This is a genomic window from Paenibacillus borealis, assembly GCF_000758665.1.
Classification (GTDB): Bacteria; Bacillota; Bacilli; order Paenibacillales; family Paenibacillaceae; genus Paenibacillus_AQ; species Paenibacillus_AQ borealis.
The window spans coordinates 2,128,397-2,147,034 of record NZ_CP009285.1 but is presented as its reverse complement, the minus strand read 5'-3'; the positions used below and the strand labels follow the sequence as shown (position 1 = coordinate 2,147,034).

The window sequence follows — 18,638 nt, the reverse complement described above, 5'->3', positions numbered from 1 at the left end:
TGCCCCTCATTCACTCCTACCGCCCGCTTTCGGCAGATTCAGGGGCACTAATGCCCCTCATTCACGCCTATCGCCCGCTTTCGGCAGATTCAGGGGCACTAATGCCCTTCATTCACGCCTGCTGCCCGCTTTCGGCGGATTCAGGGGCACTAATGCCCTTCATTCACGCCTGCTGCCCGCTTTCGGCTTTTGTCTGACAGATCCGCCCCACATCCCAATGAAACTTATCCGCAACAGACGAAACTCATGATTCCCTACAGGAACCTGGCCAAAAAGCCTGTTTGAATTCCGGAAACATCCCGGCTTCAAACAGGCTCTAGTGCTGCGGTATTTATATACTTTGCTGCAAATGCTTTGTATTTGCTTTTACTTTTACTGTTGTTAATCTTATTTCTGTTGTTGCAGTGTTACTGTAATCCGAATTTGTCTCAGAAGAGCCGGGACGGGGGCAGCTTACCCTTGCAGAATCCCGCTCTGCCCCACAATTCTCAGCCACTCCCCGGCGATCAGATCATGCCCGGCTGCTGTTGGATGCACGCCGTCCCATATCCAATACACGGCATCTGTTCTCAGCGCAGCCGCTTCAAACACAGCCTGAAGCGGTACATGCACAGCCTCGAACTCCTCCGCCAGACTGCGGACCACTTCCTGGTAATGAGTCAGGATCTTCAGCCATTCCGGCCATTTCTCTGCCGTTGCCCCTACCTTCAGGAGAAACGGCTCACAGAGCACAAGTCCGGTATGCGGCAGCGCCTCACGTGTCTCTTCCAGCACATGACGGTAAGCGCGTTCGAAACGGTCTGTTATACCGCCCGGGTCGCCCATCATGGTTCTCCAGATATCATTGGCCCCTGCCAGAATGCTGAGTACATCCGGCTGCAGATAGATGGCATCCTCGTTCCAGCGTGCATACAGATCGGAGACCCGGTCTCCGCTCACCCCGCGGTTATAGAATACCGGCCGCAGCTCCGCCAGTTCATTGCCTAATCTGCTTCCAATTATGTATGCATAACCATGACCGAGAATATGGTTAAGATCATTACCCCGGTCGCGGTTGCCATCGGTAATGGAGTCGCCTTGAAACAGAAATACCTTGTTTGCTCCGGAAATTGAGATAGACATGAATACTCACCTTTCACCATTTATTTTAATTCAATTATATCAAAGGAGCAGGCTAAATTAGGATTCAGGCTTGCTGTGCTTCAGCAAAGCCAATATGTTATTGAGCAGATGCACCTTGCGGATGGGCTTTATAATGATGGAGGCAAACTGCGCTTTGGTCTCCTCGTCCAGATTCATCCCCAGGGGAGCAAGGAGAATTACGGGCAGCTTCCTGTCCGGAGCAAGCTGGCGCATTTGCTTGGCAAGCGCGGTAGCTTCTGTCCCCGCAATATCCTTGTCCATAAGGATCAGATCATAATCGTTGTTAGCCGCCATAAAGTCCATTGCCTGATTGGCCGTCTCGGCGGAAGTAACTGCCACACTCCAGTCCTCGAGTACCGAAGAGATAACATGCAGACTTGTCAGGTTATCCTCAACAACCAGGATCTTAATTCCGTCAAGCACATCTTTCTCGAAGGGGATCGAGGGCAGGCTTGTATATTTCTCGAGATACAGAGTGACCTCCAGCTTCGTCCCTATCCCTTCCTTGCTTTCAACGGAGATCTCTCCCCCCATCAGCTCCACCAGCTGTCTGCAGATTGCCAGCCCCAGTCCGGTTCCTCCATAATGATGAGTCTCGCTGCTCTGGTGAACCTGCGTATATTTGTTGAACAGCAGCTTCAGCTTGTCTTCCGCTATCCCTATTCCAGAATCCTGCACCGTGATCCTTACCCCTATTTCTTCACGATGAACAGGCAATGATTTCAACTCGATGAGGATCTCCCCTGCGTGGGTGAACTTTAGGGCATTGCTTACTATATTCATGATAATCTGGCGCACCTTGGGGGCATCACCCAGAACATACAGGGGAATTTCCGAATCTACATTCAGAATCACTTCCAGATTTTTCTCAAAAGCCTTGGTGGAGAACAGATAGACACTCTCCTCCAGTGCGGTGATAATATCAAACGGTTCCTTTTCAATGACCAGCTTGCCCGCTTCCATTTTGCTGAAATCCAGAACATCATTCAGAAATTGCAGCAGCTTGGCATTGCTCGATTCAATGATCTCCATGTAATACTGCTGCTGCTCGTCCATTTCAGTCGTCATCATCAGATCGGTCATGCCGATAATGCCGTTCATCGGGGTACGGATTTCATGGCTGAGCATGGCAAACAGGTCCATTTTGGATTGGCTTTGCCGTTCTAGGAATTCAAATTTCCGCTCCAAATTCATAATATAGGTGAAAAAATAGGCTATAGCGCTTAATATATCCAGGTCTTCCTTCGTATGCAGGCCGGCTGCGGGGTCCATCAGACAGATCGTACCCACAGATTCACCTTGCTCCGTGATCAGAGGCACGCCAACGAACGAGTGTATGCCCCGTGTGTATATTAATTCAAGGGCAGAAGAGCCACAGGGATGGTCATGCGTGTCAGCGATCAGTGTCGGCTTATTGTCATTAAGAACAATCAGACTGCGAATAGGATCAAGAAGCGCTAAAGTGTCTGCCTCCTGCACAATACACTCTTGCCGGTTGAAGGTCCGCAGCAGTGGAGCCAAGCCTAGACCGTGAATCGTAATCATAATCGTATTTGACGTAAAAATCTGGCTTAGCAGTTCAATCATCCGGTCTGCAGCATCCTCTAAATTGGAAATGACCTGACCCCGGGTATTCATCTTGTCCATCATCTTTCTATAACCCCATTCCAAAATCGATATTTATCCATTTATTCCTATTGCGTAATTTCCGCACTGTATTAACTTTGTCCGTCATTCCTAATTTTTCCACGTTCACATTGTACTGCCCGATAGTCCTGTCTGAGCCGGCATAATAAGCCATTTGGATAAATTAGAAAGGAAACTATCTGTATTCTTACACTTAATTAAGAGGATATGTTACGATCAACTGGACTGGTCCTCATCATAACAGAAAAAAACACAGAAATAACCTAAAAAGCGTACAAAAAACTATGGAAGGAATGGAAAGAAGATGAAATACAGAAAACTCGGCAATACCGGATTAAAAGTCAGTGAAATCGGCCTTGGCAGCTGGCTCACTTACGGCACGGCGGCGGAGCAGAAGGCTGCGGATGCCTGTGTTGCCAAGGCTTTTGAATGCGGTATCAATTTCTTTGATACAGCTAACGCCTATAACCGCGGTGAAGGTGAAAAAGCAATTGGTGCCGCTCTCCGCTCCTATACGCGTTCGGATTATGTGCTCAGCACCAAGGTGTTTTTTCCGATGGGCGATGGTGTGAATGACCGCGGACTCTCCCGCAAACATATTATGGAGCAGTGTGAGGCGAGTCTCCGCCGTCTGGGTACAGACTATATCGATGTGTATTTCTGCCACCGGTTCGACAATGACACCCCCGTGGAAGAAACGCTCCGCGCACTCGACGATCTGACCGCACAGGGTAAAATCCTCTATCCGGCTGTCAGCGAATGGACCGCTGCCCAAATCTCGAATGCAGCCGGCATCAGCCGCAGGCTGAATCTGCGTCCGCTTGCGTCCAATCAGCCAATCTATAATATGTTCGAGCGCTATATCGAGAAGGAAGTGCTTGAGGTTTCCGCACGCGAAGGATTGGGACAAGTCGTCTTCTCCCCGCTTGCCCAGGGTATTCTGACCGGTAAATATAAGAAAGGACAGCAGCCTCCGGCCGGAACGCGCGGCTCAGACGATTCGGTGAATGGTGTCATCCGCAGCTACCTCCGGGATGATGTGCTGGATGTGGTCGCCAAGCTGGATACAGTGGCCGCAGAGCTAGGCCTTAAGCTATCCCAGCTGGCACTGGCCTGGGTCCTCCGGCAGCCGGGAGTAAGCTCGGCGCTGATCGGGGCCAGCAGACCGGAGCAGGTCGAAGAGAATGCCGAAGCCGTCAATGCTGTGCTGCAGCCGGATACACTGGAAGCCATTGAAGGCATTCTGCGTGAGGTTGCTGATTTCGCACCTGCGAGATAACTATGAGCCGGATTGCTTAAGTGAAAGTCTTGCAGCTATCAACCTGTAATTCAAGCAAGTCATCCGGTCCGAGTCCAAAGAAGATTCATAGTTCCAGCTATATAGATTGTACCACTGTTTGCAGCAAATACCTGCACTTAAAAGCACCGTCCGGGAATGGGGACGGTGCTTTACTAGAGTTGCAAGCCAATAGTGAATGTTAATTCTGTTACTACGGTCCTGCTGGCGCAACGTGCCTGCCGGCATGGGCAGTCTGTACGGTATTGATCAGTTGCTTATACGCCTCTTGATCTGCGGCTGAAGCCAGCGGCCGGTATTGCTCGAACAATCTCACACAACGGATGACACAGGTCTCATTGCCCAGTTCTGCCGAAGCCTCCAGACTTTGGAATAAATACCGCATTCCTTGCTCCTGCCCTCCGGCATGCAAGTAATATCCAGCCAGTTCATAGAGCAATTCGGGGTATTTATCAGGGAGGTCCGCTCCCAGCTTGCCATGTCCCGGGGCAGACCACTCCTGCTCCACCAGCGGCTGGAACCGGCCGATAAGCTCATCCATATTCCAGTGATACCTGTTGGCTGCCTGAACGGCCTTCAGCATTCCGGGGAGCAGGCCTATCCCGCCCGTACCGATATACTCCGCATAGTTATGAAGCACTTCCAACTCACCGCACATTAAACGGAACAGATAGGTGTTGACTACTGCAAGTCTGCTGAATTGCTCTTTGATTCCGCGGACCTCCTCTGTATCTTCCACAATCCAGTCCATTTCTGAATATAAAGTTACATAATGCAGAGCACGCTCATATTCGCCGCGCCCGTCGCATACAACCGACTGCAGGTAGTAGGCGTATAAAATATAGAAGCATAGCGGCCGCGGAGGTTCCTTCAGCTCTTGCTGCTTTCTGACTTTGTAGTGCTTAATTTCATATTGTATCGCTGTCTTACGGTGTAGCTCCTCGGCCAGCAGCCACGCCTTATCCCAGTAATGCAATGAAAGATAGACATCCGCCAGCTGCTGCAAAGCGCCTAATTGATCGCTCTCATCCAGACGCTCCACGAAATATTCAAACCGCGTAGCTGCCCTGAAGTCCGCCTCTTTATCCTGTCCGACCCTGATCGTGAACAGACGGTACTGGCATAAGGCCAGCCGCTCCGAATGCTGGTATTTCTCACTGTCGGCTACGCCTTCATAGAGCAGGGCTGCCGCCTGATAGTTGCCTTGCCCGTAGAATTGTTCCGCGGTATCAAACAGTACCGGGGCATATGTAATATTGTCCATTATAATTAGGACGACCTGCCGGATACAATCCAGTTTGCCAAGCTCCGCGCAGCGGTGGAGGAAGGGCCCCAGACGCCGCCAGTCAGGTGTGGAATGAACGACACATTCATCTATATAGAGTTCGTAGAACGCCCCTTCAGGAAGCCCCATCCCGGCTGTAATCCGGTCCAGCTGCTGCATGGCAATGGGACGGTTGCCGTTAATAATACTGCTGAGTGTTCCGGAGTTAACGCCGGATATCCCTGCGAATTGATTAATCGTCTTTCCTTCTTTTCTTAAGAATGCGGCCAGTTCCGCTTGAATTGTAGTCTTGTGATGCAAACCAATACCGCCCCTCAAAAAACCATATATTCGAATATTACTCCAGATATTCCTATATAATAAGTCCCTTAAATAGACAGGTCAATCCGGTTTGAACGGTTCAAAATAGGTTGACAAAGACGGAATAAATGTTATATATCCCCATTTTATTTATGAAATCAGTTTCGACTCTTCGGCCTGCCCGGCCGCTTTGCGGATGAATCCCTGCAGCGGCTTCTGCAGCGTAAGACCCAGCAGCAGCGCAAGCACGCCGAACGAAGCCAGCAGCAGCGCATCACGGACCGCCACCTCCGGCAGCAGGCCGCCTACAGCTTCACGCAGCAGGCTGATCGCATAGGTAAAGGGCATAAACGGATTCAGCACCTGAAAGAAATGCCCTGTGGTACTAATAGGAAAGGTGCCGCCGGAGCTGGAGAACTGCAGCACCATGAATACGATGGCAATCCCTTTGCCGATACTGCCGAACACCGAGACCAGCGTGAAGACAATTGTCACAAATACCACGCTGATCAGCACGGCAAACAGGACAAACCATACCGGATCAGCGACATAACAGCCGAGCAGGAAGATATTGCCGAGCACCGCTACCAGTGCCTGAAGAATCCCAACCGTAAGGAAGGTCAGCAGACGCCCGAAGTAGAGCTGATACCCGTGGTAGCGGATTCCGCCGGTATCCACAGCTGTGCGCAGCAGCGAGATCAGCAGGGTACCGCCCACCCATAGTGACAGCACGACATAAAAAGGCGTCATCGCCGATCCATAGTTGGGAATCGGATATAAAGTCTGCTGCTTCAGCACAACCGGATTCGCCAGGAAATCACTCTGGCTCTGGATATCCCCGCCCAGCAGCTGGGCAATCTCCTCCAGATCGACCTCCTCCTTGATATCGCGGAGGGTTGCTGCCGCCTTGCGGACCGCTGCCATCAGCGCAGGCAAGTCGCTGCGCACCAGCTCTGCCGCATGTTCCACTCCCTTGTCTGCCCGCGGCAATCCGGCGGTAATGAAATCCGCAGCCTTGCGGAATTTCACCTCCGCCGCAGGCAGACCGGTTCTGGCAAATTCGGCCGCTTCGTGAATCTCCTCCCCGGCCCCGGGCAGTCCCTCCTTAATCCGCGGAAGCACGTTAGTGACCAGATTGCTGAATGCCGCCATCTTCTCTGTCACTCCCCCTGCTGCGTTATGCACCTCTCCGCGGATTGCCGGCAGATCCTGCCGCAGGGCAGCCAGGCCGGATTGACCATACTGGATAGCGGTCCCCGCTTCCTCCAGTATCGTGTCCAGTGCGGCCAGCCGCTGCGGAATATGCTGCAGCGCCGCCGCAGCATTCCCTGCATCCGCAGACAGCTGCTGCAGCACCTGCTCCGCCGCGGGGAGAATCTCCGCGTTGTAGCGCGGGATGACCCCGTCCAGGGCAGCGCTCGCCTGCCCTGCCGCCGTGCTGAGCTGCACCAGCTCAGCATCCGTGGGCTGCGCGCCTGCCAGCGCAGCCTCTGCCATGGCCGCCGCCTGCGCAGCTGCGGCGGCATAGGGCTTCCGCGCCGCTTCGACGGCGCGGAGATCGCTTGCGCCTGCGGTGCCGGGCGCAAGGGTGTTCACGGCGCCCAGCAGCTGCGCTGTGTGGGCGAGCCCTTCGCTTGCCGCGGCCAGCCGGGCCGAGGCAAGCTGCAGTTGCCGCGCAGCGCTCTGCTGCGCGAGCTGCTGCTGCACCGCCAGCGGGTGCAGCTGTTTGGGTGCACGCTGCACCGTGCTCTGGTGCAGCCCTTCGCTTGGCTGCGCAGCCGGTTGCCGCAGCTCTTCGCTTGACCGCGCAGCCGATTGCCGCAGCTGCGCGGTCAACTGCACGGCCGCGTCCCCGGCCTGCTGCAGCAGATACAGGTTCTGCTGCAGGACCCCGGGGACAGCCGCGAAGGCTGTGCCGTTCCCGGCGAGGAACTGCTGCAGCGCGAGCCCGAAGCTGCTGCCGGCAGCAGCGATCCTGTCCTGCTGCGGCAGCACCTTGGCCGCAGTCTCCACTGTGGCTGCGGCTTCCTCCAATCGGGCGGAGGCCCGGTCAAGCACACCGTCCACCTTGCTGAAGTTCGAGTCCAGCTCGGACACCAGCAGGGCAGCACGTTCAATCTGGGGCAGCTTCTGCTGAAGCTCCTCCAGATGTCCGGCAGCGGCTGTAATCTGCGGCCAGTATTCGTCGATCTGCTCCACGGCTTTCCCCGCCTGCTCCACCTCCGGAAGCCTGGAAGTTAATCCGGCGATCCGTTCTGCAGACGAGGAGATCTCCGGCCAGTTCTCCTGCAGCTTCAGCACCAGCCTGCCGGCTTGCTCAATCTCCGGCAGCTCCGCCTCCAGCTTGAACAGTCCGGCCTCCACCCTGCGGATCGCCGGCAGCTCGGACTGGAATTCCTCATCAATACCGCGCAGGGCGGTCAGGACCGTACTGCTGATCGTTTCCGTGAAGTGCTCGGTGATCTGCGTGGTGATTGTGGAAGCACCCTTGGCGGTGATTTTCGGGGCAATCGCATTGATTTTTTCATTAACGGTATATTCAATCTCAGGCTTCTCCAGCTTCCCTTCAAGAATTCCGGTCATCCGCTCTGAGAAGTCTGCGGGAATTACGATGCTGGCATAATAATCCCCGCGCCGCACCCCGTCCACTGCAGACTCCGCATCTGTAAACCGCCAGCCGAGTGTCTTATTGCTCCGCAGGCTTTCCAGCACCTCCGCACCGATATTAAAGCTTGTTCCCTGCACTGCCGCACCTTCATCCAGACTGGCGACGGCGATTTTGATGCCGGAGGTGTTGCTATACGGGTCCCATACGGCCGCCACATTCACCCAGTCATAGACAGAAGGCAGCACAACAAGTGCTGCAATCAGCAGCATGGCCACAGGTATTCTGAACAGCCTCAGCCAATCCCTCTTGTATATTTGCCAGATCTCCGTCAATTCCAGTCACCCCTCAGCCGATAGTTGGATAACTTAATATGCCCCGGATTAAGGCTTTTTACGACGATGATTGGCAACGGGATGAGGATAGAGGTAAGCAATCCAATAATTGGGGTGCTGCGGCAGGAGATTCTGAAAATATATTTGCAACATTTCTTGAAAATCAACGTTATTAGGGTATAAGCACGTTTGAGAACTATACCGCAGGGTAATTAGGTATATAGACTTATACCGTGTCATATTATACCAAGGGGGAAATTCCACAATGTTAAAGAACAAAAATGTCTATCTGTTTCCTGTATTGGTCCTGTTGTTCCTATCCCTCGTGACTACGGCAAGCACGACCATGAAGACCGCGGAAGCCCAGAGCAGCGATCATATCCAGCACTTGACGGTTTACATACACGCACTCGAAACCCTGAAGGGTCAAACCACCCTTACCGGGGATGAAATTACATGGTACGAAGGCGCAGCGGCGGATGCTGTCTTTGCCGAACGTGAGCCGGAAGCCGCAGCCGAAATCGGCGGTGTACCCGACGGTTACTATATCGTGAATGACAGCGATTCGCTGACTGCCTACCCGGTAGCCCCTGATGCCAAAGTAACTATGCAGATCTACGACCACACCGGTAATATTGAGGAACTGGACATTAACTGGAACGAAGCCCTCACCCTGCAGCAGTTCATTCATGAATTTGCCAAAACGAATGTTTTCGATTTAAGCCAGTCCCCTTACCACCTTACTATTGAGAATGGCCAGATCGTCTCGATCGTGCAGCAGTATACACCTTAAGTAAATTGTATTGTCCTGATAACCTCATCTTTTACCTCCCACAAGCCACAGTGTGCTGCAGCAAGCAGCCGCGGTGGCTTTTTTGCGCCTATAGCGGGATTCCCTGTCTGCGGCTATTTCTCTTCTGCCGGGCGGCTGAACTGCCGGAAGTAAGGTTTGAGCCCCAAATCTTTCGCCCTATGGATTCACGATTCTATCAGAAAGATATGAACGTGAAGCGTAACGGACTGAGAAGCCTCTATTCGGCTGAATTCCGTTGTTTTTACCTCCATGCGGACTGGAGAGCCGTTATTGCCCCTGAGAATAGGGTAACCGGGCGCGGTTTTTGAAAATAAAGGAACTGGTGTCCGCTTCAGGCTGAAAACGGGTAGTTTCGAGGAAATAACGTCACTGATATCCGCATGGAGTTATCGATGTTTCTATTCTAACCTTTTCACACATATTCGAACCTATCACTATTTACCGTCAAGTCCTTTAAATATAAGCTTATTCATAGGATACTAACCCTGCATTAACACTATAGATTCCATAGGAATGGGGATAAAAAAGTGACAATTACACCCCGGCCGCAGCCTGCGGCCCAAACTCCCGGCAAACCCATGTACCAGGAGTTCCGCTTGGACCAGGTTTCCATCTCCGATCCGTATATCGTCAACGCCTTTGCCAAAGAAATAGATTATCTCACCAGCTTCGATCCTGACCGTCTGCTGGCCGGCTTCCGTGAGAACCGGGGACTTCCGAAGCGGAGCGAGAAGTATCCCGGCTGGGAGAATACAGAAATCCGCGGGCATACGCTGGGCCATTATCTCTCTGCGTTGTCCCAGGCTTATGCCGCTACCCTGAATGACGCGCTTGTGCTCAGACTGAAATACCTGCTTGGTGAACTGGCGTTATGCCAGCATGAGAGCGGTTACCTGTCGGCCTTCGATGAGCAATTGTTCGATAACGTCGAGAATAAGCAGCCTGCCTGGGTGCCCTGGTACACGATGCACAAGATTATCGCCGGACTTACCGCGGCCTATTCTGCCACTGGAAATGAAACAGCCTATACCGTAGTGAACAAGCTGGGGGATTGGGTGTACAGCCGTACAGCCTCCTGGTCAGATGAAATCCGGCAGCGTGTACTCTCTGTTGAATATGGCGGAATGAATGACTGCCTGTATGAGCTGTACACAATCAGCGGTAACGCGAACCACTTAAGCGCCGCTCATAGCTTTGACGAGCTGACTTTATTCACACCTGTGAGCGAGGACCGGGACATTCTCAAAGGTAAACATGCCAATACGACCATTCCCAAGTTCATAGGAGCGCTGAACCGTTACCGGACACTTGGAGACAGTGAAGTCTTTTATCTGGAGGCTGCCAAGCAGTTCTGGGATATGGTTGTGCATCATCACAGCTACATTACCGGCGGGAACAGCGAGTGGGAGCATTTCGGCGATCCGGATATGCTGGACCGGGAGCGCTCCAATTTCACAGCGGAAACCTGCAACACCTATAACATGCTCAAGCTGACACGAGAATTGTTCAAAATCACCGGAGATGTCAAATACGCCAACTTCTACGAGAATACATACCTGAATGCGATTGTGTCCTCACAGCATCCGCATACCGGAATGACGATGTATTTTCAGCCTATGGCAACAGGTTACTTCAAAGTGTACAGCTCCCCCTTTGAGCATTTCTGGTGCTGCACCGGAACCGGCATGGAGAGCTTCACCAAGCTGAATGACAGCCTGTATTTCCATGATGCTGCAAGCATTGTGGTCAATCAGTATTTCAGTTCTACCCTTCAAGCCACTGAGCATGGGCTGAAGCTGACACAATCGGCTAATTTGCCTTACAGTGATACTGTTACGTTTACCGTATCCGTCTTGCAGCCTCAGGTTCATTCCCTTGCGCTCAAGCTTCGTCTGCCGGACTGGCTGGCTGGTGAACCGGAGCTCCTATTGAACGGGGAACCGGTCCATGCTGTATTCAATGAGAGCGGAACATATGCTGTAGTCGGCAGAATATGGGAAGACGGCGATACCCTGCAGCTCCGGCTGCCGATGAAGCTTGCTTACTTCAATCTCCCGGATGCCCGCCAGGTTGCAGCCTTCAAATACGGGCCGGCAGTGCTCAGCGCCGCACTGGGCCGGAGTGATCTGGCTGTGTCCGCGACAGGTGTTGCCGTCAGTGTTCCGACCCGCAATATGCTGGTGAAGGATTTCATCACCACGGTGAATGAAAGTCCGGAGATGTGGCTGGAGCAGCTTGCGGACCGTGTTGTCCGGCTGGAGCAGGATGAGCTGGCCTTTGCGCTTCAGGGAACGGATGAAGACAACCGCCTGGTATTCACCCCGCACTATAAGCAGCACAGCGAGCGTTACGGCATCTATTGGCGGCTGGTGGAGGCCGATTCGGCAGAGCTGCAGCAGCATATTCTCCAGGGCAAAATCCGGCAGCGTATACAGGAAGCAACGCTGGACAGCCTGCCTGTCGGCAACGACCAGTATGAGCTGGAGCATGGAATTCAGGGTGAGAATACCACCGTGGCTACATGGGACGGATACAATATACGCAAGGCAGAGAACGGCGGCTGGTTCAGCTACCGGCTGAAGGTGGCACCGCAGAGTGACAACTACCTCTCGGTTACCTATTTCTCCGGCAGCAACGGCAAGGAGATAGCTATTTATGTGGACGGTGAGCGGATCAGCAGCGAAATTCTGCACACCGATCAGGCGCGCAGCTTCTATGACCGGAGTTATCTGATACCTGCTGAAGCCATCGGCGGCAAGACCGAAGTGGAAGTCAGATTCGTCATTCCGGGGCAGGAAAATGGCATATTCAATCTGCTGCGCATGATGACCGGCTACGACACTAACGCTGGGCTGAGCCAGCTTTCTTTTAGCGGAGGCACGCTCTCGGCTCCCTTCAGCAGCGGCGTAACTGCTTATACCCTATCCGTTCCGCAAGCGGCCGGCAGCGTACAGTTGAAGGTCACACCGGAGCATAAGAATTCCCTGGTCTATGCGGACGGGATTCTGATCGAGGACTCGCTCCCGCGTCAGGTTAAGCTGACTGGGCAACGCACGACGCTGAACCTCACGGTTAAGGCCGAGGATCATATCACGGAGCGAGAATATATGATTACAATCGTGAAGAAGGAATAAACACGCTATATAAGCTGCACTTTAGACAACACCCCTGCAGGTTCCCGGTCAGTCACAGCGGGGCTGGCGGAATACGTCAATGCCCTGCACTTAATTCGTGACCTGCAGAAGAAAGGAGACCTCTTCGGAGGCACTGTAGACATAAATGTTGCACGTTTTGCAACATGGATTGATGGATAGCCGGGTATCCGGGAGGATTGTTGTATGAAATACAAGAATAATCCTGCTAAACCGCTGGAAAAAGCTGAAATCCTGCATTTGATACAACAATTGTGGATTTCGGCCGATAAGACGAGGGAAATGTTGTATTATGTGCAGGATTTGTACAGGATTTTATAAAAGCCAGCGGATCCCCGCCACAAAAAGCGGATGAATGAAGAATTTGCGGTTCAAATATTCACAAAATGAAGGTTAGTTTTATATTTAAGTTTTATGTTCTGGTCTTATGTTAAGGCTTATGTTAAGGCTTATGTTCAACTTACTTAACAACGCTCGTATTACGGTTCATAACCACAAACAAACAAAGAATCCAGCCGCTAACGCGGCTGGATTTCGTTATACATATAATACCACTGCATTTCTCCGATTTTGTAATAAGGCTTGAAGCTGCGGGTCAGGTGGCTGTATCCTGCCACATGGCCTTTGTCCGTCTCGAAGGTATACGGCTGCTGCCCTTCTACCGGATGAATCCATTCGGCGGGCTCGGCGGTGTCACCAATGAACCGGGTCATTTTGTCAGCTGCCAGCACCAGCGGGCCGTAATTCAAAGCGGCAATGCCGGGATTCGCAGCATCTACGGCTCTGAAATAGAGCGGAAACGGGAAATCGATCTCCACGATGTCCCCATCGCTCCACTCCCTGCGGACTGAAGCCCACTCACCGGGCACAACCGCCGTCTCCACCTCTTCCCCGTTGATCTTCAAGCTGTTCAATCCTGTAGCCCACGCCGGAACGCGCAGCTTCAGCCCGAATTCCGCACTGCCCTCCAGGCTGATCCGCAGCTTAACCGGACCCTCGGCTTCCGGATATGGCGAGTAGTTCTCCAGCCTAATCTTCACTCCGTCTTTGACCCAATCCACCTTGGAGGGCAGATACTGCGATACATACAGACTATCCCCGCTGTGATAATAGAGCATATTGCTATACTCCGCGACATCCTGCGGGAAGGTGCCTGTGCAGCATTGCCATTCGAAATTATGCCCGCCCTCCTGCAGTCTCCGGTCCTCCACCGTCTTGACTGCACCGTCCAGAAAGTAGTTGGCATAATACATCACTCTTCCGTCCGGCTTCACCGGGAGCTGCGCGCCCGTTCCGTTATACAGCAGCTTCTCCACCCATTCGCCGTACTTGGCTTCCCCGGTATACTGCAGCAGGTAGTTGCAGAATTTGAACACCGCCCAGGCACAGCAGGAGACCTCGCAGCTGCCCCAGGTGTCATTGCGGGTGACTTCCGTCCCGGAGAAATTGGTATAGGTCAGGCTGGACAACGTAGAATCCCAGGTTGATTTCAGTGAATCCCCCAGATAACCTTCCTTCTCGGTGAACAGGCATTCCGCAGGCCCATAGCCGCCGGTGGCAAAGATATGATGGGTCGTAAGCTCATCGTAAGCAATCTTCATCGCCGACAGATAACGCTCATCCCCGGTCACTTCATAGGCGCGCGCTGCGCTGGATAGACTGTTCACCTGGCTGTAGGCGTGACGCGGGCCGATTGCGAAATCCCTGCTGTTCAGCTTATCCCACAAGTAATCGTAGTCCCATCCCTTGGCGAAGTCCTTGAACTTCTCCTCCCCGGTCAGCTGATACGCACGGTACAGATTCTCCGGCAGCGTGTACCATTCGATCATATGGTTGGACCACAGCCCATGGTCCTGCAGCCCGTCGCGGGCAATATCCTGCTTGAAGCGGGCCATTGCCGCCTCCGTCAGCTTCAGCACATAAGGGAGAATCCGCTCATAGCCCAGATACTCATACAGGTCGAGGAAGCCGCCAAGCAGCTTCTCATAGACATAAGTATCATTGTCGAATAATTCAGCGGACTGCTCGGCGCAGGCGATCCACTCCCCTGCGAGCAGCACCGCTTTCTCATGCAGTCTGAAATCTCCGGTCACCCGGTACAGCTTCGCATACGCCCCCAGCTTCTGGCCGAAGGTGCTTGCCCCCGCCCCGTACCAGCCGGCTAAACCGTCAGCCTCCGAGGGCACACCCGCTTTGACCCGGAAAATATGCAGCAGATCCTCATCCGGGATACCGAGATACATCTCGATGGTCTCATCCTGCTGCTGTTTCCAGTGGCCGGGCTTAAGCGCAACATGGCTGTAGCCGAAGGCCTGCATGGCAGGGGCTATTTTCACCGTACCCGGCCGGTACAGCATACCTGGGTTTACTGTCGCATTATTCTTAGTACCTGTGTTCATCACTCATCCTCCTCATTAACCTTTGACTGAGCCGATCATGACCCCTTTATCGAAGTACTTCTGGATGAACGGGTACACAATCAGAATCGGCAGGGTAGACACGATGATGACTCCATACTTCACCTGATCCGCATACTGCTGGGCATAACCTCCGGCTGAACCGCCCGCTCCCGCACCTTGCGAGAATACCTGGTTGGACAGCAGAATATCTCTCAGCACAATCTGCAGCGGCTGCAGGTTATTGCTGCGGATATAGATCAGTCCGGTGAAGAAGTCATTCCAGTGGGCAACGAGATAATACAGCCCGATTACAGACACCACCGCTTTGGAGAGCGGCAGGGCGACCTTCAGGAAGAATTTGAAATGCGTACACCCGTCCATCGAAGCCGCCTCAAACAGCTCTTTGGGGATCGAATTCTCGAAGAACGAGCGGGCGATAATCAGATTATAGACATTCACGCAGAACGGGAAAATAAACACCCACATCGTATTCGTCATGTGCATATCCTTCATCAGCAGGTAGGTTGGAATCAGTCCGCCGTTGAAGAACAGTGTGATTACAAAGGTCAGCATCAGAAACCGCCGGGCCCGGAACTCCTGTCTGGACAGCACATACGCCGCAGGCAAGGTGAACAGTAGGTTCACGGCCGTCCCGAGCACCGTATAGAGCAGCGTGTTGCTATACCCTGTCCAGATCCGCGAATCCTTGAAGATTTCACTATAGCCGAAGAAGCTGATATTCTTGGGAAAAATCGTTACCTGGCCCGTCGACACCAGCGTGGAATCACTGACAGAGGCGATAATAACGAAATACAGCGGGTATACAATGCTCAAAAAGATGAGCAGGCACACCAGATAGACCACGGCATCGAAGAGGATGTCGGTTTTATTTTTACCTTTACTGTTAGTGATTAGCTGCATGCTACTCCACTCCTTCCGTAAGCTCTGCTACCACAGGCTGATATCCGAGGACTTGCGGGCAATCATATTCATCGCGTACAGGAACACAAAGTTGATCACGGTATTAAACAGCCCGATGGCGGCGGAATAGCTGAACTGGTTGCTGATAATCCCGATTTTGTAGACATAGGTCGCGATGACCTCGGAGACCGGAAGGTTCAGGGCATTCTGCATCAGGAATACCTTCTCGAAGCCTGTGCTGAGCACATTCCCCATACTGAGCACGAACAGAATGATAATGGTCGGAATCAGCGCCGGGATATCGACATGCTTGATCGTCTGCCAGCGGCTGGCCCCGTCGATTTTGGAGGAGTCATAGAGCTGCGGGTCCACAGTAGACAGTGCGGCCAGATAGATGATGCTGTTCCACCCGCAATGCTGCCAGATCTCCGAGAGCACATAGACCGGAACGAACGTCCCCGTCGAGCCCAGCAGGTTGACATCACCCAGTCCGACCGAGCTGAGAATATGTCCGATTACCCCCGAATTCGGGGAGAGCAGTACGTTCAGCAGACCCACCATAACGACGATGGAGATAAAATGCGGCAGATACACGGTCGTCTGGAGCGTTTTTTTGGCGCGCTTCCAGCGCACCTGGTTAATCAGCAGCGCCAGAATAATCGGTGCAGGGAAGCTTAGAATCACTGTGGCGAGACTGATCGCTACCGTGTTTTTCATCAGATCGGCAAACATATAGCTGTCAAAAAACTGCCGGAAATAGAACAGCCCTCTCCACGCGCCCCCGGTCAGTCCTTTGCTGAAATCATAATCACGGAACGCCAGCTGGATGCCGTACATCGGGATATAGTTGAAGATAAAGATCACGACAATAGCCGGAAAAATCATAATCCACAGCTGATGATCCCGCTTGAAGGTATTCAGTACGGTGGGCTTCTTATGCGCCCTTGGCTGAGCCGGATGCTCATACAGATTCTTGGATATCATCAGAACCACCCTTCCATCAAGGAGCCGGAACAAGCGGTCTCAGCCCTGTACCCCGCTGACGCTTCTTCCGGTCCCGGTTTCTCTTATAGCACTTACGGTGCTTATCTGCGCTTATTGATTCTTTTTGTAATCGTCATAATACTTCTGGATGATCTCAATATTCTTGTCTACCCCGGTCTTCCCGATATTCTTCACATAGTCGTCCCACTCGGAATCAATGCCGCCCTTGGTAATCCATTGCGACCATTTCGACAGGGCGAGAGACATCATGCCGGTGTTATTCAAGCTCATGGTGTTGTTATCCGCCGCACTATACTTGATGAACATGCTCGGCAGCACATCCGTATCCTTGTTGATTCCGTCCAGCGCCGCTTTGAGCGGCTCGGTCTGGCTGCCGACAGACTGCATATCCGTACCCAGCGTCAGCTTAAGGGAATCGGCAATATACATGGCGCCGTTATCCGCCCAGGAGGAGGTCCACTTCCAGGTCCCAGGGTCCATCGCGGGATCCGCAGGAGGAAGAATACTGTAGCTGCCGTCTCCGTTGTCACCGATATTCGTGCCGAGGGAGCCGAACAGCACCTGCATACTTACGGTAGGATCATATAATTCATTGATGAACTTCATGGCCGCTTCTTTATGCTTGGATTTGGCGGACATTTGTATCGCATTGACCCCATAGTTCAGGGAGTTGTAATCATAGCTCCAGGAGATCTTGCTGGTGGAATCAGCAGAGACCTTGAGCGGGGACATCGAGGTATACTGCGGAGCCAGCGCGTTGCCGACTCTGTCTGTTACCTCCCAGCCCCAGGTGAAGCCGACGGCTGCTGTGTCACCGTTGCCGCGGGCAACGGACTGGTATTTGGTATAATCCTGGGTGAACACTTCAGGATTGATCAGTCCGGCACTGAAGCATTTGTTCAGGAACGCGACCAGCGTTTTGTAGCGCTCATCCGTGAAGAAGTTCTTCACCTTGCCGTCTTCGACGAAATAACCCAGTCCGCTGTTATCCGTCAGTGTAATCCCTTCGCTTCCCATCAGCACGGTCGGCATAAAGGCTCCGAACGCCACAGTTCCTGTAGGCGCAAAATCCATCGGAATTTCGTCATTCTTATCGCCATTTCCGTTGGCATCTTCATCCTTGAATGCTTTCAGCACATCGAACAGCTCATCCCAGTTCGTCGGCATCTGCAGGCCGAGATTGTCCAGCCACTTCTGGTTGATGAACTGGCGTGTCGTTGTTTCCGGCCAGAATCTCTGGTATTTAGGCAGGCCATAGATTTTGCCGTCCAGCTGTGTGGCAATCACTTTGGTCTCCGGTTTGGCATCGAACATCGCCTGCACGTTAGGGCCGTAATCCTTGATCAGTCCGCTCATATCCTCGAAGAGGCCCGGGAACTGCGAGAAGTCAGCATCCGTAATGGAATTCACACCCACAATCAGGTCAGGAATATCGCCGCTGGCGAGCAGTGTACCTTTTTTCTGATCCCAGTCCGCCGTGACCTCCTGCCACTCAATTTCAACGCCGGCGCGTTCCTCAGCCTCCTGCAGCCATTGCATTTTGGAGAATTCCTGGGTCAGCGGATGTTTGGTCATAATTGCTGTAAGCTTCACCTTCTTGCCCGTATCTCCGCCACCGGCAGCATCTGTATTTGTATTTGTATTGTTGCCGCCGGAGCATCCCGATAACGCCGCCGCACCGAGCACAAGCGCGAGCATACCCGTTAGAAACTTCTTCATTTTGTATCCTCCCTTT

The 18,638-nt window shown here is 52.9% G+C and carries 12 protein-coding genes; 4 read left to right on the top strand and 8 right to left on the bottom strand.

From position 1 onward, the window contains the following. Positions 1-453: 453 nt before the first annotated feature. Entirely contained in the window at positions 454-1,122 is a 669-nt protein-coding gene (locus PBOR_RS09020; protein ID WP_042211386.1) for an SGNH/GDSL hydrolase family protein, read from the bottom strand. A 57-nt stretch (positions 1,123-1,179) separates the two neighbouring features. After that, a complete protein-coding gene (locus PBOR_RS09015) occupies positions 1,180-2,793 on the bottom strand; it encodes a GAF domain-containing hybrid sensor histidine kinase/response regulator (protein ID WP_042211384.1) in 1,614 nt (537 codons plus the stop codon). 301 nt (positions 2,794-3,094) lie between these two features. On the opposite strand from PBOR_RS09015, the gene PBOR_RS09010 reads away from it, so the two are divergent. Further along, positions 3,095-4,069, top strand: a complete 975-nt coding sequence (locus PBOR_RS09010; protein ID WP_042211383.1) for an aldo/keto reductase family protein — start codon at positions 3,095-3,097, stop codon at positions 4,067-4,069. Between the two features lie 211 nt (positions 4,070-4,280). Here the strand turns inward: PBOR_RS09010 and PBOR_RS09005 are convergent, their stop codons facing one another. Together PBOR_RS09005 and PBOR_RS09000 are read right to left on the bottom strand one after the other, a co-directional pair. Next, positions 4,281-5,672 (bottom strand): helix-turn-helix domain-containing protein, encoded by a 1,392-nt coding sequence (locus PBOR_RS09005; RefSeq protein WP_042211382.1) that lies wholly within the window; start codon positions 5,670-5,672, stop codon positions 4,281-4,283. A gap of 150 nt (positions 5,673-5,822) precedes the next feature. Further along, positions 5,823-8,612 carry a YhgE/Pip domain-containing protein gene (locus PBOR_RS09000; RefSeq protein ID WP_042211381.1) on the bottom strand — a complete coding sequence of 930 codons (2,790 nt, stop codon included), beginning with the start codon at positions 8,610-8,612 and terminating at the stop codon, positions 5,823-5,825. A 265-nt stretch (positions 8,613-8,877) separates the two neighbouring features. On the opposite strand from PBOR_RS09000, the gene PBOR_RS08995 reads away from it, so the two are divergent. From PBOR_RS08995 to PBOR_RS38330, 3 genes are all read left to right on the top strand, one after another. Further along, entirely contained in the window at positions 8,878-9,405 is a 528-nt protein-coding gene (locus PBOR_RS08995) for a hypothetical protein (RefSeq protein WP_042211380.1), read from the top strand. 548 nt (positions 9,406-9,953) lie between these two features. Continuing rightward, a complete protein-coding gene (locus PBOR_RS08990; protein ID WP_342671107.1) occupies positions 9,954-12,560 on the top strand; it encodes a beta-L-arabinofuranosidase domain-containing protein in 2,607 nt (868 codons plus the stop codon). Between the two features lie 204 nt (positions 12,561-12,764). Continuing rightward, positions 12,765-12,899, top strand: a complete 135-nt coding sequence (locus PBOR_RS38330; RefSeq protein ID WP_281192299.1) for a hypothetical protein — start codon at positions 12,765-12,767, stop codon at positions 12,897-12,899. Between the two features lie 197 nt (positions 12,900-13,096). On the opposite strand, the gene PBOR_RS08985 is transcribed toward PBOR_RS38330, so the two are convergent. The 4 genes from PBOR_RS08985 to PBOR_RS08970 form a co-directional block, all read right to left on the bottom strand. Further along, complete coding sequence (locus PBOR_RS08985; protein WP_042211379.1) at positions 13,097-14,977, bottom strand: beta-L-arabinofuranosidase domain-containing protein; 1,881 nt, start codon at positions 14,975-14,977, stop codon at positions 13,097-13,099. 15 nt (positions 14,978-14,992) lie between these two features. Continuing rightward, positions 14,993-15,898: a carbohydrate ABC transporter permease gene (locus PBOR_RS08980; RefSeq protein WP_042211378.1), complete on the bottom strand. Its 906-nt coding sequence runs from the start codon at positions 15,896-15,898 to the stop codon at positions 14,993-14,995. Positions 15,899-15,925: 27 nt separating this feature from the next. After that, on the bottom strand, positions 15,926-16,882 hold the full coding sequence (locus PBOR_RS08975; RefSeq protein ID WP_042134843.1) for an ABC transporter permease: 957 nt from the start codon (positions 16,880-16,882) through the stop codon (positions 15,926-15,928). Positions 16,883-16,993: 111 nt separating this feature from the next. Then, positions 16,994-18,622, bottom strand: coding sequence for a type 2 periplasmic-binding domain-containing protein (locus PBOR_RS08970; protein ID WP_042211377.1), 1,629 nt, complete (start codon positions 18,620-18,622; stop codon positions 16,994-16,996). Positions 18,623-18,638: the final 16 nt, after the last annotated feature.